The organism is Brevundimonas albigilva, assembly GCF_023573565.1.
Classification (GTDB): domain Bacteria; phylum Pseudomonadota; class Alphaproteobacteria; order Caulobacterales; family Caulobacteraceae; genus Brevundimonas; species Brevundimonas albigilva.
Map to the genome: position 1 here is coordinate 591,791 of NZ_CP097649.1, position 23,210 is coordinate 615,000.

Annotated in this window: 19 protein-coding genes; 15 read left to right on the forward strand and 4 right to left on the reverse strand. The window is 70.1% G+C overall.

Features of this window, described 5'->3' with window-relative positions:
- The first annotated feature begins 69 nt into the window (after window positions 1-69).
- The 4 genes from M8231_RS02980 (at window position 70) to M8231_RS02995 (ending at window position 6,593) form a co-directional block, all read left to right on the forward strand.
- A complete protein-coding gene (locus M8231_RS02980) occupies window positions 70-1,293 on the forward strand; it encodes an alkaline phosphatase (protein ID WP_250202223.1) in 1,224 nt (407 codons plus the stop codon).
- 170 nt (window positions 1,294-1,463) lie between these two features.
- The gene (locus M8231_RS02985; protein ID WP_250202224.1) at window positions 1,464-2,720 is read left to right on the forward strand and encodes an MFS transporter; all 1,257 of its coding nucleotides are present in this window, start codon (window positions 1,464-1,466) and stop codon (window positions 2,718-2,720) included.
- Between the two features lie 53 nt (window positions 2,721-2,773).
- On the forward strand, window positions 2,774-3,853 hold the full coding sequence (locus M8231_RS02990; RefSeq protein WP_249751237.1) for a LacI family DNA-binding transcriptional regulator: 1,080 nt from the start codon (window positions 2,774-2,776) through the stop codon (window positions 3,851-3,853).
- Window positions 3,854-4,049: 196 nt separating this feature from the next.
- A complete protein-coding gene (locus M8231_RS02995; RefSeq protein ID WP_249751862.1) occupies window positions 4,050-6,593 on the forward strand; it encodes a glycoside hydrolase family 3 protein in 2,544 nt (847 codons plus the stop codon).
- A gap of 123 nt (window positions 6,594-6,716) precedes the next feature.
- On the opposite strand, the gene M8231_RS03000 is transcribed toward M8231_RS02995, so the two are convergent.
- On the reverse strand, window positions 6,717-7,196 hold the full coding sequence (locus M8231_RS03000; protein ID WP_250202225.1) for a MarR family winged helix-turn-helix transcriptional regulator: 480 nt from the start codon (window positions 7,194-7,196) through the stop codon (window positions 6,717-6,719).
- Between the two features lie 64 nt (window positions 7,197-7,260).
- Here M8231_RS03000 and M8231_RS03005 point away from each other — a divergent pair, with 64 nt between their 5' ends.
- The 4 genes from M8231_RS03005 to M8231_RS03020 are packed head-to-tail and all read left to right on the forward strand — an operon-like array spanning window position 7,261 to window position 11,965.
- Window positions 7,261-8,610: an N-acetylglutaminylglutamine amidotransferase gene (locus M8231_RS03005; RefSeq protein WP_250202226.1), complete on the forward strand. Its 1,350-nt coding sequence runs from the start codon at window positions 7,261-7,263 to the stop codon at window positions 8,608-8,610.
- Window positions 8,607-9,035: an asparagine synthase-related protein gene (locus M8231_RS03010; protein ID WP_250202227.1), complete on the forward strand. Its 429-nt coding sequence runs from the start codon at window positions 8,607-8,609 to the stop codon at window positions 9,033-9,035. The genes M8231_RS03005 and M8231_RS03010 overlap by 4 nt, the downstream gene beginning before the upstream one ends.
- The gene (gene ngg / locus M8231_RS03015) at window positions 9,025-10,794 is read left to right on the forward strand and encodes an N-acetylglutaminylglutamine synthetase (RefSeq protein WP_249751235.1); all 1,770 of its coding nucleotides are present in this window, start codon (window positions 9,025-9,027) and stop codon (window positions 10,792-10,794) included. Before M8231_RS03010 ends, ngg begins: the two co-directional genes overlap by 11 nt.
- A gap of 46 nt (window positions 10,795-10,840) precedes the next feature.
- On the forward strand, window positions 10,841-11,965 hold the full coding sequence (locus M8231_RS03020; protein ID WP_249751234.1) for an osmoprotectant NAGGN system M42 family peptidase: 1,125 nt from the start codon (window positions 10,841-10,843) through the stop codon (window positions 11,963-11,965).
- A gap of 4 nt (window positions 11,966-11,969) precedes the next feature.
- Here M8231_RS03020 and M8231_RS03025 read toward each other — a convergent pair whose 3' ends face one another.
- A complete protein-coding gene (locus M8231_RS03025) occupies window positions 11,970-12,368 on the reverse strand; it encodes a hypothetical protein (RefSeq protein WP_249751233.1) in 399 nt (132 codons plus the stop codon).
- A 101-nt stretch (window positions 12,369-12,469) separates the two neighbouring features.
- Here M8231_RS03025 and M8231_RS03030 point away from each other — a divergent pair, with 101 nt between their 5' ends.
- Window positions 12,470-13,204, forward strand: coding sequence for a cyclic nucleotide-binding domain-containing protein (locus M8231_RS03030; protein WP_250202228.1), 735 nt, complete (start codon window positions 12,470-12,472; stop codon window positions 13,202-13,204).
- On the opposite strand, the gene M8231_RS03035 is transcribed toward M8231_RS03030, so the two are convergent.
- The gene (locus M8231_RS03035; RefSeq protein WP_250202229.1) at window positions 13,139-14,800 is read right to left on the reverse strand and encodes an ATP-binding cassette domain-containing protein; all 1,662 of its coding nucleotides are present in this window, start codon (window positions 14,798-14,800) and stop codon (window positions 13,139-13,141) included. The two genes, M8231_RS03030 and M8231_RS03035, sit on opposite strands and share 66 nt — an antisense overlap.
- On the reverse strand, window positions 14,797-16,407 hold the full coding sequence (gene cydD, locus M8231_RS03040; RefSeq protein ID WP_250202230.1) for a thiol reductant ABC exporter subunit CydD: 1,611 nt from the start codon (window positions 16,405-16,407) through the stop codon (window positions 14,797-14,799). Before cydD ends, M8231_RS03035 begins: the two co-directional genes overlap by 4 nt.
- A gap of 196 nt (window positions 16,408-16,603) precedes the next feature.
- Here cydD and M8231_RS03045 point away from each other — a divergent pair, with 196 nt between their 5' ends.
- The 6 genes from M8231_RS03045 (at window position 16,604) to M8231_RS03070 (ending at window position 23,060) form a co-directional block, all read left to right on the forward strand.
- Window positions 16,604-18,196 (forward strand): cytochrome ubiquinol oxidase subunit I, encoded by a 1,593-nt coding sequence (locus M8231_RS03045; RefSeq protein WP_249751860.1) that lies wholly within the window; start codon window positions 16,604-16,606, stop codon window positions 18,194-18,196.
- A gap of 23 nt (window positions 18,197-18,219) precedes the next feature.
- Complete coding sequence (gene cydB, locus M8231_RS03050) at window positions 18,220-19,368, forward strand: cytochrome d ubiquinol oxidase subunit II (protein ID WP_249751228.1); 1,149 nt, start codon at window positions 18,220-18,222, stop codon at window positions 19,366-19,368.
- Window positions 19,369-19,388: 20 nt separating this feature from the next.
- Complete coding sequence (cydX, locus tag M8231_RS03055) at window positions 19,389-19,538, forward strand: cytochrome bd-I oxidase subunit CydX (protein ID WP_249751227.1); 150 nt, start codon at window positions 19,389-19,391, stop codon at window positions 19,536-19,538.
- 90 nt (window positions 19,539-19,628) lie between these two features.
- On the forward strand, window positions 19,629-21,008 hold the full coding sequence (gene hemN, locus M8231_RS03060; protein ID WP_250202231.1) for an oxygen-independent coproporphyrinogen III oxidase: 1,380 nt from the start codon (window positions 19,629-19,631) through the stop codon (window positions 21,006-21,008).
- Window positions 21,009-21,141: 133 nt separating this feature from the next.
- A complete protein-coding gene (locus M8231_RS03065; protein WP_249751225.1) occupies window positions 21,142-21,795 on the forward strand; it encodes an OmpW/AlkL family protein in 654 nt (217 codons plus the stop codon).
- A 75-nt stretch (window positions 21,796-21,870) separates the two neighbouring features.
- Window positions 21,871-23,060 (forward strand): IS3 family transposase gene (locus M8231_RS03070; RefSeq protein ID WP_250201334.1). Its coding sequence is split into 2 segments (ribosomal slippage): window positions 21,871-22,123 and window positions 22,123-23,060, totalling 1,191 coding nucleotides; the frame shifts between segments, so codons are not numbered across the junction.
- Window positions 23,061-23,210: the final 150 nt, after the last annotated feature.

The window sequence follows — 23,210 nt, forward strand, 5'->3', positions numbered from 1 at the left end:
GCAGGGCGCCGTGTCGGTCATCATCCGCGACCGCCTCGGACATGGTGATGCTGAACAGGAACGACGTCGATGACGCCAGCCGCCCCCCGCCTTCTGATGTCGTCTCTCGCCCTGGCGATCACGGTGTCCGCCGGCGTGTTCCTCTCTCCGGTCCAAGCCCAGACGCGGCCTGACGCGGCCGGCGTCGCCTCGGCCGCCGCCGTCGCAGCGTCGGCTGAAGCGACGCAGGGCAGGGCCCGCAACGTCATCCTGTTCCTGGCGGACGCCGGCGGCGTGGCGTCCATCAACGCCGCCAGCCTGGCCGCCTATGGCGAGCCGCTGAGGCTGCACATCCAGCAGTGGCCGAACCTCGGGCTCAGCGAGACCTCGCCGGTCGACGACTTCGTCTCGGATTCTGCCAACGGCATGTCGGCGATCGTCACCGGGGTGAAGACGAGGAACGGGGTGATCAGCCAGTCGCCGGACGCCGTGCGCGGCCAGCGGGACGGAACCCCGACCAAGACGCTGCTCGAATACGCCGAGGAGCATGGCCTTCTCACGGGCGTCGTGACCAACATGCCGATCACGGACGCCACCCCGGCGGCGACCTATGCGCACGCCAACGATCGCGGCCGATGGGGCGAGATCTTCCCTCAGGCCTTTTCGCCACGGTTCGGCGACGGGGTCGACGTGCTGATCGGCGCCGGGCGTCGCCAGATCGGCGAACAGATGGCGGCGAGGGGCGCGAGCTTCGAGGCGTTGAGCCGGACCCACCGCCGCCCCATCTACGCCGCGCTCGACCAGGTTCCGGCCGCCAATCCGCGTCCCGTGGTGGTCGCCGACCAGATCGACGTCCGCGCCGCCGCCCTGAAGGCCCTCGATCTGCTGCAGGGGTCGCCCAAGGGCTATCTGCTGGTGATCGAATGGGACGCCCATACCGACGATCCGCGCCAGGGGCTGCGCAACATCGCCGACCTGGACCGGCTGATCGCCGAGATCCAGGGCCGCGTCGATCTTGGCGATACGCTGATGCTGTTCACCGCCGACCACTCCTTCGGCCTTCAGGTCGATGGCGGGACGCGCGGCCAGGACGTGCTGGAAGGCTATGACGCCTGGAAGGCGTCGCAGGCCGATGATGAGGTCGTTCGCCTGAAGAACGTCCTGGTCAATCGCACGCATACGGCCGAGGAAGTCCCGGCCCTGGCCATCGGGCCAGGCGCCGATCGGGTGCGCGGCTACTTCCCCAATACCCATCTGTTCGATGTGATGATGGGCGCCTGGGGCTGGACGTCCGACGCCGATCGGGCGGACTGAGGACCCGGACGAGCGCCCTCGGTTCGCCACCAGCAAGACACGCAAGGCGACGATCGACCAAGCGGCGGCGCGGTGCGGGCGGCGGAAGCGCCATGAGGGCGCGTCGCGTCGTCCCCTCTGTTCGGGGGGCGCGGGATCGGCCATTGTGGGCGGGTGTCGGGAGGCGGACGATGAGCGTGGGCGGGCGGGAGCCCGGATCAGGCGCAGGGGAGACGCTCTTCCTTGCAGCCTACGTCCTGGTGTTCGTTTCGGCCTTCGTCGCTCTGACGCCGATCCTGCAGATCGTGACGCCCCTTCATGCCGATGCGATCGATCCCGCCGACAAGACGCGCGTGCTCAGCCAGGCGATGTTCTGGGGCGCGGTCACGGCGGCGATCTCCAACGTCGTCGTCGGCGCGCTGAGCGACCGGACGCGCTCGCGTTTCGGTCGACGTCGGCCGTGGATCGCGGCGGGGGGCGTGCTGATCGTCCTGGCCTATGTCGGAATTTGGCGATCCCAGACGCCGCTGCAACTGACCTGGGCCGTGGTGGGGTTCCAGGCCGCGTTCAACGTGCTGATGGCGCCGCTTCTGGCGCTGTTCGCCGAGCGCGTCAGCCTGGCGCGGCGCACCACGATGTCGGCGATCCTGGGGGTCTGCTATCCGCTGGCGGTGGCGCTGGGGTCCGGCCTGATGGCCCTGGGACCGCAAGGGGAGGCGGGACGGCTGGTGCTGCTGGCGCTGGTGATCCTGACGACCACCTGGAGCTTCGTGCTGCTGTTCGCGGAGCCGGCGTCGCCTGTCGCCATGCGCCGCCCCGCGCCCGCGTCCCCGGCGCCGTGGGCCCTGCTGAGGCCCTTCCGGTCGCGAAACTTCGTCCTGGTCTGGAGCGGGCGGTTGCTGCTGTCGACAGGCTATGCGCTGGTCGGAGCCTATCTGCTCTATTTCATCGTGGAGGCCTTTTCGTCGGCGGGCCGCACGCCGGAGGTGTCGCATTCGATCCTGACCGCGGTGGCGTTGGCGGGGGTGTTCGCGGTGGCCATGACCGTCGCGTTCGCCGGGCGTCGGATACGGTCCAGGAAGCCGGTCGCCCTGTGCGGCGCGGTTCTGCTGTGCGGCGCGTCGGCGGCGGTCGCGGCGTCCCAGGACTGGGCGCCGGTGGTGGGCGCCTTCGTCATCTACGGCCTGGGGCAGGGCGCCTATGGGTCGGTCGAGATGGGGCTGATGGCCGACGTCCTGCCGACCGAGGAGGATCGGGGCAAGGACATGGGCCTGATCAATCTGGCGGCGGCGCTGCCCCAGGCCATCGCGCCGCTGATCGCGGTCTGGCTGCAGTCTCATGACGGCGGCATCCGCCCGCTGTTCGGGGTAGCGGCCCTGTGCTTCGGATCGGCGGCGCTGCTGCTCGCGGGGCTGAAGGCGATGAAGCCGTCGGGGGGCGAGGCCTGAGGTTGCGGACCCGAGGCGGGGCGGACTAGGACGAAGGGACTGGGGAGCCGCGGATGTCGAGCGCAACGATCTATGATGTCGCCGCCGCCGCCGGCGCCTCGATCAAGTCCGTGTCCCGGGTGCTGAACGGCGAGGCCAATGTCAGCGCCGCCTTGCGCGAACGGGTGATGGCGGCGGTCGAGGCCCTGGGCTATCGCCGCAGCATCTCGGCGCGGGCGCTGGCCGGCGCCGCATCCTCCATCATCGCCGCCCTGGTCGACGCCGAACTGACGATCGAGCACTGGCGCAGCGGTCGCGGCAACGACTATCTGAGCCGGCTGGAGATGGGCGCGCTGATGGAGGTGCGCCGCGCGGACCATCACCTGATGGTGGAACTGGTCGACCACGCCTCGCCTGGTCTGAAGCGCGACCTGTCCGCCCTGCTGGCGTCGATCCGCCCGCGGGGGGTGATCCTGACCCCGCCGAACTCGGACAATGCGGTGGTGCTGGATGCCCTGGACGAGGCGGGGATCGCCTATGCGCGGATCGGGCCGGAACGCGACCTGCATCGCGGCGTCTGCGTCGCCATGGACGAGCGGCGCGCGGCCTATGACATGACCGCCTATCTGATCGAACAAGGCCATCGGCGCATCGGCTTCGTCACCGGACCGGCCGCCTATGCGGCCAGCCGACGGCGGCTGGAGGGATACCGCGCGGCGATGGCGGAGCACGGGCTGGAGACGCCCGAGGATTTCGTCGCGCAGGGCGACTTCACCTTCCAGTCGGGGGTCGCGGCGATCGCGGGTTTCATCGACCGAAGGACGCGACTGACGGCGGTGTTCGCCAGCAACGACGACACCGCGCTGGGGGTGTTGCAGGGCGCGGCGGCGCGGGGACTGCGCACGCCGCAGGATCTTTCGGTGGCGGGTTTCGACGACACGCCCGGGGCCATGTTCGCCACGCCCGCCCTGACGACGATCCGCCAGCCGGTCGCCGAAATGGCCGCCCTGGCCGCCCGCCATCTTGTCCCCGGCCTGCTGACCGAGGCGGAGGCGGCGGCGGCCCCGCCGTCAGGCGGTTGCCTGCTGGCGCCCTACGAACTGATGGTGCGCGATTCCGCGGCCGCTTTGACCCCGCGACGATCGCGGAGTTGACAGCGCTGTCAGCAAGGTTACGGTTGCGCTTCAGACGGCCGAAGAGCCGAGGAAGCGCCCTTGACGTTTCATCCCCTCTCGCGCGAGGTCGGGGCCGGGGCGTTTTCATGACGCACTGAGGAACGTCCGACCGATCATTCCTGCGGCGGGGCGAACACCCATGTTCGCGGCCGTCCGCGATCCTTGTGGGGCCGCCATGCGCAACGCCGTTTCCCTGATCGCCCTCGCCTTGGCGGTTTCCGTGACAGGCTGCGCGGCGACGCCGCCCTCCGCCGTTCGTGTTCATCAGGCCCCCGTTTCCGCGGTGTCGCCCTCGTCTTCGATCGTGACGGAGGCGGGGCGGGCGCATCCTGCGGCTTGGCCGCATGCCGCGTCTCCGGCGGCGATGAGCGATGCGGCGACCGAGGCCTTCGTCACCGAACTGATGAGCAGGATGACGCTGGAGGAGAAGGTCGGCCAGACGATCCAGGCCGACATCGCCTCGATCACGCCGGAGGACCTGCTGACCTATCCGCTGGGCTCGATCCTGGCGGGCGGCAACTCCTCGCCGGGCGGAGACGAGCGCGCCTCGGCGCGGAAATGGGTCGAACTGGCCCAGGCCTTCCGGGCCGCGGCGGCCCGGCGGGCGGGGGCGAAGATCCCGCTGATCTACGGCATCGACGCGGTGCACGGTCACAACAACATCGTCGGCGCGACCATCTTCCCGCATAACAGCGGCCTGGGCGCGATGCGCGACCCCGACGTCATCCGCCGCATCGGCGAGGCGACCGCGCTGGAGGTGGCCGTCACCGGCGCCGACTGGACCTTCGGCCCGACCCTGGCCGTGCCGCAGGACGACCGCTGGGGCCGCGCCTACGAAGGCTATGCCGAGAACCCCGAAGTGGCCCGCAGCTACGCCGGGCCGATGACCCTGGGGCTGCAGGGCGAGTTGTCCGCCGATCATCCGCTGGCGTCCGGCCACATCGCCGGGTCGGCCAAGCACTTCCTGGCCGACGGCGGCACCACGGGCGGCAAGGACCAGGGCGACTTCGCCGGGACCGAGCGCGAACTGATCGACGTGCACCTGTCGGGCTATCCGCAGGCGATCGACGCGGGCGTGCTGTCGATCATGGCCAGCTTCTCCAGCTGGAACGGGGTCAAGCATTCGGGCAACGAGACCATCCTGACGGACGTGCTGCGCGGGCCGCTGGGCTTCGACGGCTTCGTGGTGTCGGACTGGAACGCCCACGGCCAGCTGCCGGGCTGTTCCAACGAGAGCTGCGCCCTGGCCTTCAACGCCGGCATCGACATGTTCATGGCGCCCGACAGCTGGAAGCCGCTCTACGAGAACACCCTGGCCCAGGCGCGTTCGGGCGAGATCCCGATGGCGCGTCTGGACGAGGCGGTGCGCCGCATCCTGCGGGTCAAGGTCAAGACCGGCCTGTTCCAGGACGCCCGGCCGGTCGAGGGGCGTCTGGAGGAGCTGGGCTCGCCGGCGCACCGGGCCCTGGCGCGCGAGGCGGTGCGCAAGTCGCTGGTGCTGCTGAAGAACGAGGGGGTGCTGCCGATCCGGTCGAACGCGCGGGTGCTGGTGGCCGGAACGGCCGCCGACGACATCGGCCAGGCCTCGGGCGGCTGGACGCTGACGTGGCAGGGGACGGGCAACAGCAACGCCGACTTCCCCAACGGCCAGTCGATCTGGAGCGGCGTCGAGGAGGCGGTGAGGGCCGGCGGCGGCGCGGCGACGCTGAGCGCCGACGGCGCCTACAGCCAGAAGCCCGACGTCGCCATCGTCGTGTTCGGCGAGACGCCCTATGCCGAGTTCCAGGGCGACGTGGACACGCTGGACTTCCTGCCGAGCGAACCGCTGGAGACGCTGAGGCGGCTGAAGGCGGCGGGGATCCCCACCGTCTCGGTCTTCCTGTCGGGCCGACCGATGTGGACCAATCCGGAGATCAACGCCTCGGACGCCTTCGTCGCCGCCTGGCTGCCGGGCACCGAGGGCGGCGGCGTCGCCGATGTCCTGATCGGCGATGCGGCGGGCAAGGCGCGCCACGACTTCCACGGCAAGCTGTCGTTCAGCTGGCCCAGGGACGCCAGGGGCGAACCGCTGAACGTGGGCCAGCCGGGCTATGATCCCCAGTTCGCCTATGGCTACGGCCTGAGCTACGCCCGGCCGGGACGGGTCGGGACGCTGTCGGAAGAGAGCGGGGTCCAGGGCGCGACGGGCAGCATCGACCGCTACTTCGTGGACGGCCGGTTCGTCTCTCCGTGGGGCCTGGCGTTGCGCGACGCGGGCGGCGAACGGCGGCTGGGCATGGAGACGTCCGGCGCCAGCCCGCGCGGCGGGGTCGCGGCGCGTCCGGCGGACGGATCGACCCAGGAATCGGCGCGGTCGCTGATCTTTGCGGCGGGCGGGGGCGACGCCCTGGTCAGCGGCGGGGCGGTGGACCTGACGCGCCAGTCGAACGGCGAGATGGCGATCAGCTTCCGCTATCGCGTGGACGCCGCGCCGCAGGGGCCGGTGCGGCTGACGCTGGGCGCGGGATCGGTGGACGTCACCCGCCTGCTGACCGCCCGGCCCGTCGGCGAATGGGCGACGCTGAAGGTGCGCCTGTCCTGCTTGGCCGACCACGGCGCCGACATCGCCGCCGTCGATCAGCCCTGGGGCCTCAGAACCGACGCCCCCTTCGCCGTCACCGTCGAAACCATCCGACTGACCCCCAACGAGGGCGACGCCGTCTGCCCGACCGGGGAATAGGGACCGGCCTCAAGCCGCCGCCGAGGCCGTCGCCGGGGCGAAGCGCAACCTCGGCCGCCCTTCCCAATTGGGTCAGCGGATCATCCCGCGCCGCCATCACCGCCTTGCCGACGCCGGGTGAGGTCAGGCGAGGTCGTCGTCCGTTCGTTCGGGCGGCGGCGCGATCAGGTCGGAGGCCAGCGCCAGGGCCTGGGCCATCGCCTCGCGTCGTTCTTTCGGCCAGGCGTCCAAGCGGGCCAGGGCGTCAGGGCGCAACAGGCCGGGCGCGGTCGACAGCGCCGACTGGCCCGCATCGGTCAGACGCACATGGACGATCCGGCGGTCCGAGGTGGAGCGATAGCGCTCCACAAGGCCGCGGGCCTCCAGCCGGTCAAGGATGGCCACCACGGTCGGCGGCGACATGGACGCCTCGCGCGACAGGGCGCTGGTGCTGACCTGGCCCAGGGCGCGGGCGGCCTGGAGCACCAGCAGCTGCGGCAGGGTCAGACCGGTGACGCGGGCGATCTCGCGCGACCGGACATCGATCGCCTGGGCGATGCGGCGCACCGACCGGACCAGGGAGTCGGTGGGATCGGCGTCGGATTGCGGAGAAAATGCGTCCATCGGGTTGAACTCTTTCGTGCACTAACCATTTGTACGCGCTGCATCCACAATTCAAGGAGGGCCCATGTGCGGTCTTAGCGGCGAGATCAATTTCGACGGACGGCCGGCCGACGCCGGCGCCGTGCAGCGGATGACCGATGCGCTCTCGCCCCGTGGACCGGATGGGTCCGGCATCGTCATGCGCGGCCCGGTGGGGCTGGGCCATCGCCGGCTGAAGATCATCGACCTGTCGGAGGCCGCGCAGCAGCCGATGGTCGACGCCGACCTGGGCGTGACGCTGGCGTTCAACGGCTGCATCTACAACTATCCCGAACTGCGCGAAGAACTGCAGGGGATGGGCTTCCGCTTCTTCTCGCACGGCGACACCGAGGTCATCATCAAGGCCTGGAAGGCCTGGGGCGAGGCCTGCGTCGAGCGGTTCAAGGGCATGTTCGCCTTCGTCCTGCACGAACGCGACACCGGCCGCACGGTGATCGCGCGCGACCGGTTCGGCATCAAGCCGCTGTATCTGGCCGAACAGGGCAAGCGCCTGCGCTTCGCCTCGACCCTGCCGGCGCTGCTGGCGGCGGGCGACGTGGACAAGACGATCGATCCGGTCGGCCTGCACCACTACATGACCTTTCACGCCGTCGTGCCGCCGCCGCACACCATACTGAAGGGCGTGAAGAAGTTTCCGCCGGCGACGATCCGCGTGATCGAAGCGGACGGGACGGCCAGGGACACCCTGTACTGGCAGCCGGACATGACCCGCCACGCCGAGGACGCGTCGCTGAGCGCCGAGGACTGGCGCGACCGGGTGCTGGACGGTCTGCGCGAGGCCGTGAAGCGGCGCATGGTCGCCGACGTGCCGGTCGGCGTGCTGCTGTCGGGCGGGGTGGATTCCAGCCTGATCGTCGGCCTGCTGGCGGAACTGGGCCAGAAGGACCTGATGACCTTCTCGGTCGGTTTCGAGGAAGCGAACGGCGAGAAGGGCGACGAGTTCGTCTATTCCGACCTGATCGCCAAACACTATGGCACCAAGCACCACCAGATCTTCGTGCCGCACCAGCGGCTGATGGAGGCGCTGCCGGGCACCATCGGCGCGATGTCGGAGCCGATGGTCAGTTACGACAACGTCGGCTTCTACCTGCTGAGCCAGGAGGTCTCTAAACACATCAAGGTGGTGCAGTCGGGCCAAGGCGCGGACGAGGTGTTCGCCGGCTATCACTGGTACCCGCCGATGCTGGACGCGACCGATCCGGTCGAGACCTACGCCAAGGCCTTCTTCGACCGCAGCCACGCGACGCTGAAGACGCAGCTGAACGGCGCCTATATGGCCGACACCGACGTCAGCCGCGCCCTGGTCGAGGCCCATTTCGCGCAAGGCGCGCCGCCACGCCGGTCGATCAGGCCCTGCGCCTGGACAGCCAGGTGATGCTGGTCGACGACCCGGTGAAGCGGGTCGACAACATGACCATGGCCTGGGGCCTGGAGGCGCGCGTGCCCTTCCTGGACCACGAACTGGTCGAACTGGCCGGCCGCATTCCGCCCGAGCACAAGCTGGCCCAGGGCGGCAAGGGCGTGCTGAAGGAAGCCGCGCGACTGGTGATCCCATCCGAGGTCATCGACCGCAAGAAGGGCTATTTCCCGGTGCCGGCGCTGAAATACATCCAGGGCCCGTATCTGGACATGGTGCGCGAGACGCTGACCAATCAGGCGGCGCGCGACCGGGGGCTGTTCGACACGGCCTATCTGGACAGGCTGTTCGCCAATCCGACCGAGCACATCACTCCGTTGCGCGGATCGGAACTGTGGCAGGTCGCCGTGCTCGAGATGTGGATGCAGCAGCATGGCGTCTGACGTCCGCCCCGCGCGCCCCAAGGCGCACCGGCTGAAGCGGTTGCGCCACGAGGGGCTGAAGCCGCCGGTGCAGGCGGGCGAGGGGCCGGCCCCCAACGCCGTGCTGGACTGCGGCTGGGGCCGGCTGCTGTTCGCCCAGACCTTCGAGACGGCCGAGCCGCTGGTCGAGGCGTTGCGGGCCGAGGGGCCGGACCGGCGCGACATCGCCTTCTATGTTCGCAACCCGCACGTCCTGCTGGCCTCGGCGCCGCAGGAGGTGTTCCTGGATCCGTCGCACACCTATCGGCTGGACCTGGCCACCTATCGCGCCAGCCGCCGGCAGCCGCGCGGCTTCACCGTGCGCCGCCTGACGTCCGAGATGGACGCCCAGGCGGTCAACGACATCTACGCCAAGCGCAAGATGGTGCAGGTGCCGCCCGCCTTCTTCTGGTCGCGGCGAGACGACCGGACGATCACCTATTTCGTGGCGGAGGACACGGCGACCGGCGCGGTGATCGGCACGGTGACGGGCGTGAACCATGTCCGCGCCTTCGACGATCCGGAGTGCGGCTCGTCCCTGTGGTGCCTGGCGGTCGACCCCCAGGCGACCCAGCCCGGCGTCGGCGAGGCCCTGGTCCGCCGGCTGGCCGAACACTTCAAGACGCAGGGTCTGGCCTACATGGACCTGTCGGTCATGCACGACAACGACCAGGCCATCGCCCTCTACGAAAAGCTGGGTTTTCGCCGCGTCCACTTCTTCGGGGTCAAGCGCAAGAATCCGATCAACGAGGCCCTGTTCGTCGGGCCCAGCGACGACCAGGACCTGAACCCCTACGCCCGGATCATCGTGGACGAGGCGCGTCGGCGGGGCATTCACGCCGAGATCATCGACGGCGAGGGCGGGCTGTTCCGCCTCAGCTGGGGCGGGCGGTCGGTGCGCTGCCGCGAGAGCCTGTCGGAACTGACCTCGGCCGTGGCGCTGAGCATCTGCGACGACAAGCGGATGACCCGGCGCATCGTCGAGGCCGCCGGCGTACGCGTGCCCGAAAGGATCGATCCCGAGAACCCGTCGGCCATCGATGCGGCGCTGGAGAAATACGGCAGCCTTGTCGTCAAGCCGGCCAGGGGCGAGCAGGGACAGGGCGTCGCCGTCGGCCTGACCACCATGAACGAGGTGCAGACGGCCCTGACCCGCGCGCGCCGCCTCTGTTCCGAGGTGCTGATCGAGGAGCAGGTGCAGGGCGAGGACCTGCGGCTGGTGGTCATCGACTACAAGGTCGTCGCCTGCGCCCTGCGCCGTCCGCCGCGCGTCATCGGCGACGGCCGCTCGACCCTGCGCGCCCTGATCGAGCACCAGAGCCGTCGCCGCGCCGCGGCCACCGGTGGGGAATCGACCATTCCCATCGACGCCGAGACCGAGCGGACCCTGGCGGAGGCTGGCTACCGCCTGGACGACGTCGCGCGGGACGGCGAGGAAATCCTGGTCCGCAAGGCCGCCAACCTGCACCTGGGCGGCACCATCCACGACGTGACCGAAGAGGTGCACCCCGCCCTGATCCGCGCCGCCGTCGCCGCCGCGCGCGCCATCGATATTCCGGTCACCGGCATCGACCTGATGGTGAAGTCGCCGCGCGAGGCCGACTACGCCTTCATCGAGGCGAACGAGCGTCCTGGCCTGGCCAATCACGAACCGCAGCCCACGGCCGAGCGTTTCATCGACCTGCTGTTTCCGCTGTCGGCCCCGGCGGCGGCGCGCATCGCCGCCCGTCCAGACGTCTGAAATCGACGCCTGATCCGAAGACCTCCCTGAAGCTCAAGGAGCGCCCGTGTCCCGCCCCGCCATCGACCTGGACTATCTGACCGACCGCCTGGCCCGGTTGCTGAACATGCCCAGCCCCACCGGCTACACCGACGAGGCGGTGTGGGAGCTGTGCCGCGAGCTGGGCCGGCTGGGCCTGGACTATGAGCTGACGCGGCGCGGCGCGATCCGCGCCCGCTTGCCGGGACGAGAGTCCAAGCCGGCGCGCGCCATCGTCGCCCACGTCGACACCCTGGGCGCCCAGGTCAAGGCGGTGAAGGACAACGGCCGGCTGGAGCTGGTTCCGATCGGTCACTGGTCCTCCCGCTTCGCCGAGGGCGCGCGCTGCACCCTGTTCTGCGAGGGGCAGCCGTTGCGCGGCACCATCCTGCCCCTGAAGGCGTCGGGCCACACCTTCAACGAGGAGGTCGACACTCAACCGGTCAGCTGGCGCCAGGTCGAACTGCGGATCGACGCCGTGACCCACGGGCGCGACGACACGCTGGCGCTTGGCGTGGACGTCGGGGACATCGTCGCCATCGACGCCCAGCCCGAGTTCATGGACACCGGCTTCATCGTCTCGCGCCACCTGGACGACAAGGCGGGCGTGGCGACCATGCTGGCGGCGATGGAATGCATGGTGCGCGAGGAGCGCACGCCCACGGTCGACACCTGGTGGCTGTTCACCATCGCCGAGGAGGTCGGGCTGGGCGCCTCTTCCGTGCTGATCCCCGACGTGGCCGCCATGGTCACGGTCGATAACGGCACCACGGCGCCCGGACAGAACTCGTCCGAATTCGGCGTCACCATCGCCATGGCCGATCAGACGGGGCCGTTCGACTGGCACCTGTCGCGAAAGCTGGTGCAGCTGGCGCGCGATCACGAGATTCCGCACCAGAAGGACGTGTTCCGCTACTACCGCTCCGATTCCGCCTCGGCGCTGGAGGCGGGGGCCGATATCCGGACCGCGCTGGTCACCTTCGGCATCGACGCCAGCCACGGCTATGAGCGCATCCATGAAAGCGCTCTGGTCGACCTGGCCCGGCTGTTGATCGCCTACGCCGAGAGCGACGTCGAGATCGAACGGGACGCCCGGCCTTTGAGCGGGGTCAAGGGGTTCACCCACCAGCCGGTGGACGACGGCGGCCAATAGGGGACTACAGCACCGAATGCAGCGACCCGGCGCGGGCCACGGCCCGGTCGAAGGTCGAGGCGGGCGGCTTGGGGCACCAGGCGACACGGGCCGGCCCCGAGGCATGGAGCTCGCGAAAGGCGCCGATCAGGCTTTCGGCGACCCTATCGGGCGACAGCAGATCGAACGCCGCAATCCAGTCGACCACGAAAAGGTCGGTCCCATCGTGCGCGATGGCGCGACTGTAGCTGAGCAGCGCGCAGGGGGCGTCAGCTTCGAACAGGGCGTACAATCCGCCGCATCCTTCATCCTGGGCCAGCCGAGCCTCCCAGTCGGACAGGGCGAGGTCCGGCGTCGCCAGCCGGGCCAGGGCGTAGCTCAGCAAGGCGTCGTCCGGTTCGAGGCGGCGGATGCGAGGGGCCATGACGCCACGCCTAGCGGACCGGCGCCAGTCTGGCCTTGACCTGCGTCAAACCCGTTTGCGCGCGCCCGGCTTCCTGACATAGGTTGGTCGAGAGAGCCCTGATGCTGGAACTTCGCACCCTTCCCGCCGCCTGCGCCCAGCGCAGAAGCGACGCCGCCTGCACCAGCTGCGGCGCGCGCGCCTTTTCCGTCTGCGGCCGGCTGGGCGACGAGGACCTGGCGAAACTGGACTCCATCGCCGAACACACCGCGCTGAAAGCGGGGGAGGGGCTGATCCGCCAGGGCGATCCGGCCGGGCACGTGTTCAACATCACCTCGGGTTCGGTGCGGGTGTACAAGCTGCTGCCGGATGGTCGGCGTCAGATCACGGGCTTCCTGTTCGCCGGGGATTTCGTCGGCCTGGCCACGGGCGAGGACTACGCCTTTTCGGCCGAGGCGATCGAGGACGCGACCCTGTGCCGGTTCCGCAAGAGCGACTATCGCGCCCTGATCCGCCAGGCGCCGGCGCTGGAGTCCGCCCTGCTGGAGCGGGCCACCCACGAACTGGCGGCCGCGCAGAACCAGATGCTGCTGCTGGGTCGCAAGACGGCGCTGGAGCGGGTGGCGTCCTTCCTGCTGAACCTGCCCGAGGATCCGGTCCGGCCCGCGAGCGACGGACTGGTGCGCCTGCCGATGACGCGCGCGGAGATCGCCGACTATCTGGGATTGACGATCGAGACGGTCAGCCGGGTGTTCAGCCGGCTGAAGACGACCGGCGTGATCCGTCTGGTCTCACTGCACGAGCTGCGGATCGAACAGCCCGACCGGTTGGCCGCCCTGGCCGAGGGCGAGGGCTGACCGTTCGTCAGCAAGCCGCACGACGGCGTCGCACAGGTCCGTCGGCGCGAGACGGTGGCTGACCAGGATCAGGCCCTGGCCGCGGCTCGAAAGCCGTCGATCCAGCGCCGCCAGGACCCGCGCCTCGGTTGCGGCGTCCAGGCCCTCGGTCGGCTCGTCCAGCACCAGCCAGGGCGCGCTCCGCAGATAGGCCCGCGCCAGGGCGAGACGCCGCCGCTCGCCGCCGGACAGACGCGCGCCGTCGGGGCCTATGGGCGCGTCCAGGCCCTTGGGGTCGCGGCGAAAGCGGTCGCCCAGGTCGGCGTCGTCCAGCGCCTCCCACAGAGTTTCGTCGTCGAACGCGCCCGCCAAGCCCAGATTATCCCGGACGCTGGCGTCCATCAGCCGCACGTCCTGGGCGGCGTAGGCGAAAAGGGCGCGGCGGCGGGCCGGATCGAGATCGGCCGCATCGACGCCTCCCAGACTGAACCGTCCAGCCGGGGCGTCGCGCAGACCGATCAGGCGTTCGAGCGCAGTGGTCTTGCCGACGCCGGAGGCGCCGACCACCGCCAGGCGGAAGGGCGGCGAGACGCTGCGGCCCAGCAGCGCCACCGTGTCCGAAGACGGCGCGGCCTGTTCCGCCCCCGTCTTCGAAGGCGAGGCGGCGAGCGCGTCCAGACGGTCGGCCGCCTGGGCGGCGGCTCCGTTCTGATGCAGGGCGGACGCCAGGCCGGCGGTGGAGTCCATGCCCATCAGGGCGGCCAGGATCGCCAAGGCCGCCAGCGGCGCGGGCGCGGAAACGACCGCCAGGGTCACGAGCACCACCGCGCCGGCGGCGGCGGCGGTCTGCCAAACGGTCAGCCACCCTGCAGCCAGGGTCAGCGTGATCCGGCTCCGGTCCAGATCGCGCGCACGGTCGGCGCAATCCTCCACGGCCCAGGTTTCGAGGCCGTAGGCGCGCAGTTCGGGGGCGGCCGATTCCAGGGCCGACAGGCGCGTTTTCAGAGAACCGACGGCGATCTGGGCGGCGCGACCGGCGGGATCGCTGAGCCGCCGCGCCAGCAGAAGCGACCCCGCCGCCGAGGCGCCCATGCAGAGCGCCAGCAGCAGGGCCGCCGTCGCATTCGCCAGCGCCGTCAGCCCGATGGCGGCGGCGGCCCCGGCCAGCGCGCCCCACGGGGCGGACAGCCTCACGAACAGCGTCTGCACGGCGTTGACGTCCTGGACCAGGCGGGCCGACGCCTCGCCCGACGACAGCGCCAGGGCGCGCCCCGGGGAACCGGACGCCAGGGCGGCGAACAACTGGGGCCGCAGGCGAGCCAAGGCGCGCAGGGCGGCCTCGTGCCCCGCCACGCGCTCCGCATAGCGCGCGCCCGTGCGCAGGATGGCCAGAAGGCGGATCACGGCGCTGGGCATCAGATAGTTGAAGGCCTGGACGGCGGCCAGACCGCCCAAGCCGGCCAGCGCGGCGCCGGTGATGAACCAGCCTGACAAGCCCAGCAGGCCGACGGCCGCGACGGTGACCGCCGCCGCCGCCGCCGCCGCGATCCGCAGACGAAGGCGCTCGGCCCGGCGCTGGGCGGCGACCAGGGCGCCGATCCTTGACGGGGGGCTCACAGCCGCACCACGCGGTCGGCCAGGGCCGCGACCGCCGCGGAATGGGTGGCGATCAGGGTGGTCCGGCCCTGAGCCGCCTGCCGCACGATCTCCAGGATCGCGGTTTCGGACGCGGGATCCAGGTTGGCGGTGGGCTCGTCCAGCAGCAGCAGGGGCGCGCGTTTCAGGAAGGCGCGCGCCAGTCCCAGGCGCCGCCGTTCGCCGCCCGACAGTCCGCCGCCGCGCTCGTCCAGCAGGCGGTCCAGATCGCCGGATAGGCCCGCCTGGCCGGCGGCGGCCAGCACGCGCCCTGGGCAGGCCGAGGGGTCGGCGATGCGGATGTTGTCGGCCAGGGTTCCCGGCACGACCACGGGGTTCTGGCTGGCCCAGGCGATTCGTCCGGCGAAGCCGCCGGTAAGGCTCAACGGCAGATCGCCGACCTCCACCTCGCCGCCCGACAGCGGCGCCAAGCCGAGCAGAAGATGCAGCAGGCTGGATTTTCCCGTGCCGCTGGCTCCGACCAGGGCCACCCTCTGTCCCGGCCGCACCTCGAGGTCGAACCCGTCGAGAACGGGGGGCGCGCCGTCGTAGGCGATGCGGACCTGGCGGAAGCGCACCGAGGGCGCCGTGTCGGGCAGGACGTAGCGTTCGGTCGCCCGCGGTTCAGGCCGCATGAGGGCGGGCGCCGCCGCTTCCGCGGCCTGCCGGTCATGATAGGCGGCGGCCAGGCGACGCAGGGGCTGATACGTCTCGGGCGCCAGGGCCAGCACGAAGAAGGCGCGCGGCAGGTCCAGCGTCTCGGGCGCGGGAAACGGCAACAGCCTGAGCAGGTTGAATCCGCAATAGACGGCGATCAGCGCCACGGACAGGGCCGAAAAGAACTCCAGCACGCCGGACGAGACGAAGGCGATGCGCATGACCCGGGCCGTGCGTCGGCCCAGTTCGTCGGAGGCCGATGCGACCTCGCTCGTGGTCCTCGGCGCCGCGTCGAAGGCCAGGATGGCGGGAAGGGCCCGGACCCGATCGACGAACAGGCCCGACAGCCGCTCCAGGGCCTGAAACTGGCGACGGCTCTCGCCCGCCGCCGCCGTTCCCGCCAGGGCCATGCCGAGAATGAAGGGAAGGAGGGTGAACAGCAGGATGCCGGCCGAGACCGGACTGGCCACCGCGGCCAGGGCTATGATCAGCAGGGGCGACACCGCCGCGCCGATCCGCAGCGGCAGGAAGCGGGCGAAGTAGCCGTCCAGGGCGTCCACCCCCTCCACGACCGCGGTCAGATGCGCCGGCGAGCGGCCGCCGCCGGCGAACAGCTCCGCCAGCAGCCGGCGGCGCCGATCCGTCTTCACGGCCCGGGCCAGCCGGGCGCCCAGCGACGTCGCGCCTTGTCCGATCAGCCCGCGCGCCAGCAGGCTGGCGGCCGCCAGGGCCAGCCAGGGCGCGATGGCGGCCACGCCCTGGTCGATCCGCGCCACGGTCATCGCCACGCCCAGGGCGAAGCCGGCGGCCGGCGCCGTGTCGGCGACGACCAGGGCGCTGGCCAGCAGGGTCAGGCGCCGCCAAGGCCGCGCAACGGTTTTCAGCCATCCGGCGGGCGTGGTGGCGGACGGGGCGGGGGGCGCAAGGCTCATCGACACACTCCGGCGCCGGATCATCGCGGACGCCAGCGGACATTACGCCCTCGGACCGAATGTCCAAGGGCGAAGGGTCCACTACGGCCGGTTGATGTTTGCGGCTTTGATCAGGATCAAGGCGGGCGCATAGTGACCGCCGTACGGCAACGGAAACGTCGGTCGTCGGGGCCGGCGGGCTTGGAGCATCGCCATGATCGACCTAGCGGTCGTCGACCTGTCCCGGCTGCAGTTCGCGCTGACGGCCCTCTACCACTTCCTGTTCGTGCCCCTGACGCTGGGGCTGTCGTTCATGCTGGTCATCATGGAGTCGATCTATGTGATGACCCGCCGCCCGATCTGGCGGACGATCACCCGTTTCTGGGGCGTGCTGTTCGGCATCAACTTCGTGCTGGGCGTCGCGACCGGGATCACGATGGAGTTCCAGTTCGGCATGAACTGGAGCTATTACAGCCACTACGTCGGCGACATCTTCGGCGCGCCGCTGGCGATCGAAGGGCTGATGGCCTTCTTCCTGGAGGCGACCTTCGTCGGTTTGATGTTCTTCGGCTGGGACAAGCTGAAGCCGCACGCCCACCTGTTCGTCACCTTCATGGTGGCGCTGGGCACCAACCTGTCGGCGCTGTGGATCCTGATCGCCAACGGCTGGATGCAGAATCCGGTCGGCGCGGCCTTCAATCCCGACACCATGCGGATGGAGGTCACGGACTTCATGGCCGTGCTGTTCAATCCGGTGGCCCAGGCCAAGTTCGTCCACACCGTGTCCGCCGGCTATGTCTGCGCCTCGGTCTTCGTGCTGGGCGTCTCGGCCTTCTATCTGCTGCGCGGCAGGCACGTCGGTTTCGCCAAGCGGTCGATGACGGTGGCCTCGGCCTTCGGTCTGGCGGCGTCGCTGTCGGTCGTCGTGCTGGGCGACCAGTCGGGCTATGCGCTGACCGATAACCAGAAGATGAAGCTGGCGGCGCTGGAGGCCATGTGGCGCACCGAGCCCGCGCCGGCCGGCCTGACGCTGATCGGCATTCCCTCGATGAAGGACCGCGAGACGCACTTCGGCGTCCATGTGCCCTGGGTGATGGGCCTGATCGCAACCCGCACCATCGACAAGCCCGTCGAAGGCATCTTCGAACTGGTGGCCACGGCCGAGGACCGCATCGAATCCGGCGTCATCGCCTATGACGCGCTGGAGAAGGTCAAGGCCGATCCGGCCGATCCCGTCGCGCGCGGCGTGTTCGAAACCCATCGCCGCGACCTGGGCTACGGCCTGCTGCTCAAGCGCCACGTCGCCGACCCGCGCCAGGCCTCGCCCGCGCTGATCCAGCAGACCGCCTGGGAGACGGTGCCGAACGTGCCGGCCCTGTTCTGGAGCTTCCGCATCATGGCGGGCGTGGGGATGTTCATGATCGCCCTGTTCGCCACCGCCTTCGTGCTGTGCACCCTGCGCAAGCACCAGACGCGCTGGTTCCTGCGCCTGGCCGTCCTGTCCATCCCGCTGCCCTGGATCGCCATCGAGTTCGGCTGGATCCTGGCCGAGTTCGGTCGCCAGCCCTGGGCCGTGGAAGGCGTCCTGCCGACCTTCCTGGGCGCATCGTCCCTGACCGTGGCGCAGCTGTGGGCCACCATCGTGGGGTTCACCCTGCTGTACGGCGCCCTGGCGGTGGTCGAGGTGCGGCTGATGCTGCACGCCATCAAGAAGGGGCCGTTCCACGAGCAGCAGACCTTCGAGACCGCCCCCGACACGCCCTCCGACCCGTCCGCTGGCGCGCGCGCGCCCGCCGCGGCCGTCGCCTGACCCCTTAGATCGGACATCCGACCATGGATCTTCCTCTCGACTTCGCCACGCTTCGCCTGATCTGGTGGGGCCTCCTGGGGGTGCTGCTAATCGCCTTCGCCCTGACCGACGGGTTCGACCTGGGCGTCGGCGCCCTGTTGCCCTTCGTCGCCCGCACGGACGAAGAGCGCCGCATGGTGATCAACACCGTCGGCGCCACCTGGGAAGGCAACCAGGTCTGGTTCATCCTGGGCGGCGGCGCCATCTTCGCCGCCTGGCCCTTCGTCTATGCGGTCAGCTTCTCGGGCTTCTACCTGGCCATGTTCCTGGTGCTGTCGGCGCTGATCCTGCGGCCTGTTTCGTTCAAGTATCGGTCCAAGCGTCCGTCGCGGACCTGGCGGTCGTTGTGGGACTGGGGCCTGTTCATCGGCGGCTTCGTGCCGGCGCTGGTCTTCGGCGTGGCGGTCGGCAACGTCCTGCTGGGCGCGCCCTTCCGCCTGGATGGCGACCTGCGTTCCTTCTACGAAGGCCACCTGATCGGCCTGTTCACGCCCTTCAGCCTGCTGGCCGGCCTGCTGTCGGTCGCCATGCTGGTGCTGCACGGCGCGGCCTGGCTGAGCGTCAAGGCGGAAGAAGGCCCGGTGCTGGATCGCGCCCGCCGCTTCGGCACCATCGCGGCCGTCGCGGCCCTGGTCCTGTTCGCGGCCGGCGGCCTCTATGTCGCCTACGGCGGCCTGGGCTACCGGATCACCAGCCCCATCGACGTCAACGGCTTCTCCAACCCGCTGCGGTCGACGGTGGAGGCGGCGCCGGGGGCCTGGCTGGACAACTACGGCCGCTATCCCTGGATGCTGATCGCCCCGGCCCTGGGTTTCCTCGGCGCGGCCGTCGCCCTGGTCGGCTTGTGGCGGCGGTCGGCGGCCCTGGCCTTCGGCGGCTCGTCGGGCTCGACGGTGGGGATCATCTCGACCGTGGGCCTGTCGATGTTCCCCTTCATCCTGCCCAGTTCGATCAATCCGGTCAGCAGCCTGACGGTGTGGAACGCCTCGTCCAGCCACCTGACCCTGTTCATCATGTTGCTGTGCACGGTGGTCTTCCTGCCGCTGGTCCTTCTCTACACGGCGTGGGTCTACAAGGTTCTGTGGGGCCGCAGCTCCACCGGCGCCCTGAAGACCAACCCCGATCTTTACTGAAGCCTTAGGAGCCTCTTCCCATGTGGTATTTCTCCTGGATCCTGGGCCTGGGACTGGCCGTCGCCTTCGGCGTCCTGAACGGCCTGTGGCACGAGTTCCATCTGTTCGACGAAGGCGATGAGGGCCTTTCGACGCCCGACGCCTCCAAGGAGGTCGACGTTCCGCTCTAGCGCGCGGGCCGTCTCCCGGCCGCCCTTCCGGTCTTTCCGCCTCTGCTCGGGAAGCTGGGAGGCGGCGCATCTCTCTTCAAGGCTGCAGCCATGTTCGTCCGCACGCCGGACCGCGCGCTCGACGCGACGGACCTCATCGCCCGCTACGACGCCCACGCGCCCCGATACACCTCCTATCCGACGGCCGCGCAGTTCACCGCCGACGTCGACGCCGCGACCTGGGGCGACTGGCTGGAGGCGGCGCCGACCCAGCCGGCGATCTCGCTCTATCTGCACATCCCGTTCTGCAAGCGGCTGTGCTGGTACTGCGGGTGCAACACCCGGGCGATGAACCGCGTCGCGGTGATGGACAGCTACATCGACCTGCTGCTGGCCGAGGCGGATCTTGTCCTGGCCAGGATGGGGCGTCGCGTGCGCGTCGGCTCGATCCACCTGGGCGGGGGCACGCCCAACATGCTGCCGCCCGAGGCGCTGGAGCGCCTGTTCGCCGGCTTGGCCGCCCGGTTCGATCTAAGCGACTGTTTCGAGATCGCCGCCGAACTGGACCCCGAGGTCCTGACCGAGGACTGGGTCCGCGCCGCCGGCCGCATCGGCCTGACGCGCGCCAGCCTGGGGGTGCAGGACCTGTCGCCGCAGGTCCAGGCGGCGGTGAACCGGCCCGAATCGTTCGAGACCATCCGTTGGGCGGCCGGAGCGCTGCGCGACCAGGGCGTGGTCTCGGTGAACCTGGACCTGATGTACGGCCTGCCGCTGCAGACGGTCGAGCATGTCGTCACCACCCTGGGCCAGGTGACGACGCTGAAGCCCGAGCGCATCGCCCTGTTCGGCTACGCCCATGTGCCGTGGATGAAGCCGCATCAGAAGCTGATCCGCGACGCGGACCTGCCGGGCGCGCAGGCGCGGTTCGTCCAGAGCCAGGCGGCCGCCCGTTATCTGACCGGCAAGGGCTGGCGGGCGATCGGCCTGGACCATTTCGCCCTGCCGCACGACTCCCTGGCCGCGGCCCAGAGGGCGGGCCGGCTGCGTCGCAACTTCCAGGGCTATACGACCGACGAGGCCCCCGTCCTGATCGGGCTGGGCGCCTCGTCCATCAGCCGCACGCCGCAAGGCTATGTCCAGAACCTGGCGCAGGAACGCGAGTGGCGCGCGGCGGTGGGGCAGGGGCGGCTGCCCATCGCGCGCGGCGTCGCGCTGAGCCCCCAGGACCACTTCACCGCCGAGCTGATCGAGCGGTTGATGTGCGACTTCCGCGTCGATGTGACCGCCGTCGCCCGCCGTCACAGCCGCGACATGGCCGGCGTGGGCGAGGTCTGGCCGCGCCTGGCGGCGTTCCAGGCCGATGGACTGGTGGACGTCGAGGCGGGGCGGGTGGATGTGACGCCGCAGGGACGGCCGTTCGTGCGGGCGGTCTGCGCCGCCTTCGACCCCGGCGCGCGTGATTTCCACCAGCGCCACGCGCGGGTCGTCTGAAGCGGACAGATTGTCCAAGGCGTCCGCGGTTTGCGCTGAATCAAGGTCGGGCGCCGCCGGGCGGACCATCGTCCCCGTCAAGACGCCGGAACGGCCCGCATCACGCGGCCGGCGGCGTCGGGGATTTCACCAGATGCACCTCAAGACCCTGATTCTCTCCGCCGTGGCCGCCGCCGCCGTCGCCGCCCCCGCCCTGGCGCAGACGACCGCCTGGGACGCGCCTAGGAAGGGCGACTGGATCGTGACCGGCCGCGTCACCGACGTCTTCTCCCAGGCCGACGACGCCGTCGTCACTGCGGCCGGCGCCGACACCGGCCTGCACGTCGACGTGGGCGACAGCGTCATGCCGACCCTGGGCTTCACCTATTTCCTGACCGACCACATCGCGGTGGAGGCGATCCTGGGCACGACCCAGCACGAAATCCGGGCTCAGGGCGGGACCACCGACGTCGCCGTTCACGAGACCTGGGTCCTGCCGCCCGTCGTCACGCTGCAGTACCGCCCGCTCAGCAGCGGCCGCGTCAGCCCCTATGTCGGCGCGGGGGTCAACTACATGCTGTTCTACAGCGGCAAGGACAAGAACGACTTCACCGTCGATCTGGACGACGGCTTCGGCTACGCGCTGCAGGCCGGCGCCGACATCGGCGTGCAGGGACCTTGGAGCCTGAACGTCGACGTCAAGAAGGTGTGGTTCGACACCGATGCGACCATCAACGACGGCGCGCTCAGGAGCGACGTGGCCCTGGACCCGTGGGTGGTCTCCGTCGGTTTCGGCCGCCGCTTCTAGGTCGAGGGCGCGTGACGTGACCCCCTGAAACTCCTCCAGGAATAGCTAGAGTCCGCCCAACGAAGGACGGACAGAATGAAGCGATCGAGGTTCACGGAAGAGCAGATCATCGGGATCCTGTGGGAGCAGGAGGCCGGTGTAGCGACGGCGGAGGTGTGCCGACGCCACGGGGTCAGCTCGGCGACCTTTTACAAATGGAAGGCCAAGTTTGGCGGGCTCAACGTGTCGGAGGCTCGGCGGCTCAAGGCGCTCGAGGATGAGAACGCCCGGCTGAAGCGGATGCTGGCGGACGCGATGCTGGACAACGTGGCCCTGAAGGACCTGCTGGGAAAAAAGTGGTGACGCCCGCCGGCTATCGCGAGGCGGCTGGCCATCTGCAGGCCGCCTACGAGATGAGCGAAAGGCGGGCGTGCCGTGTGCTGGGCGTCGATCGGACGAGCGTGCGCTATCAGGCGACGCGCCCGGACGACGGCGCTCTGCGCGACCGGCTGAAGGCCCTGGCCCAGGACCGTCGACGGTTCGGCTATCGTCGCCTGCACGTGCTGCTGCGGCGCGAGGGCCATGCGGTCAACAGGAAGCGGGTCCAGCGGATCTATCGCGAGGAGCAACTGACGGTGCGCCGGCGCGGCGGCCGGAAGCGAGCGATGGGCCCGCGGCGACCGCTGGACCTGCCGCTGGCGCCCAACCAGCGCTGGTCGCTGGACTTCGTCGCAGACCAGATGACGGACGGGCGGCGCTTCCGCATCCTGACGGTGATCGATAACTGCACGCGCGAGTGCCTGGCGCTGGTGGCCGACACCTCGCTGTCGGGCGCGCGGGTCGTGCGGGAGTTGGACGCCGTCATCCGGCAGCGAGGGCGGCCCGACACCATCGTCAGCGACAACGGCACGGAGTACACCTCGAACGCGGTCCTGGCCTGGGCCGACGACACCGGCGTCGGCTGGCACTACATCGCGCCGGGCAAGCCCCAGCAGAACGGCTTCAACGAAAGCTTCAACGGGCGGCTGCGTGACGAGCTGCTGAACGAGACGCTGTTCCGCTCGCTGCCGCACGCTCGCGCCGTGCTGGAGGCGTGGCGACGCGATTACAACGAGCAGCGTCCGCACTCGAAGCTCGGGTGGCTGACGCCGCAGGCTTATGCAGAAGCGCTCACCGGACACATCGGCCGGCCTGCTGCGCTGGTTGGAGGCTGCGCTGACCGGCCTCTTGCCAACCCAGCCGATCACAGCTCAGATCAACCTAGGACTCTCGTTATGGCTGGATGAGAAACGGGGGTCACGTCACGCGCGCCATCCTGTGGATAGTCTGGCGGTGAGGCGATAACCGGCTTGCGACCCGCAAGGGGCCTGCGTATAGCGGCGCCTCGCCTGCGGGACGGGCGGCCGCCGAGGGGCTTGACGGAAACGTCGGGACGC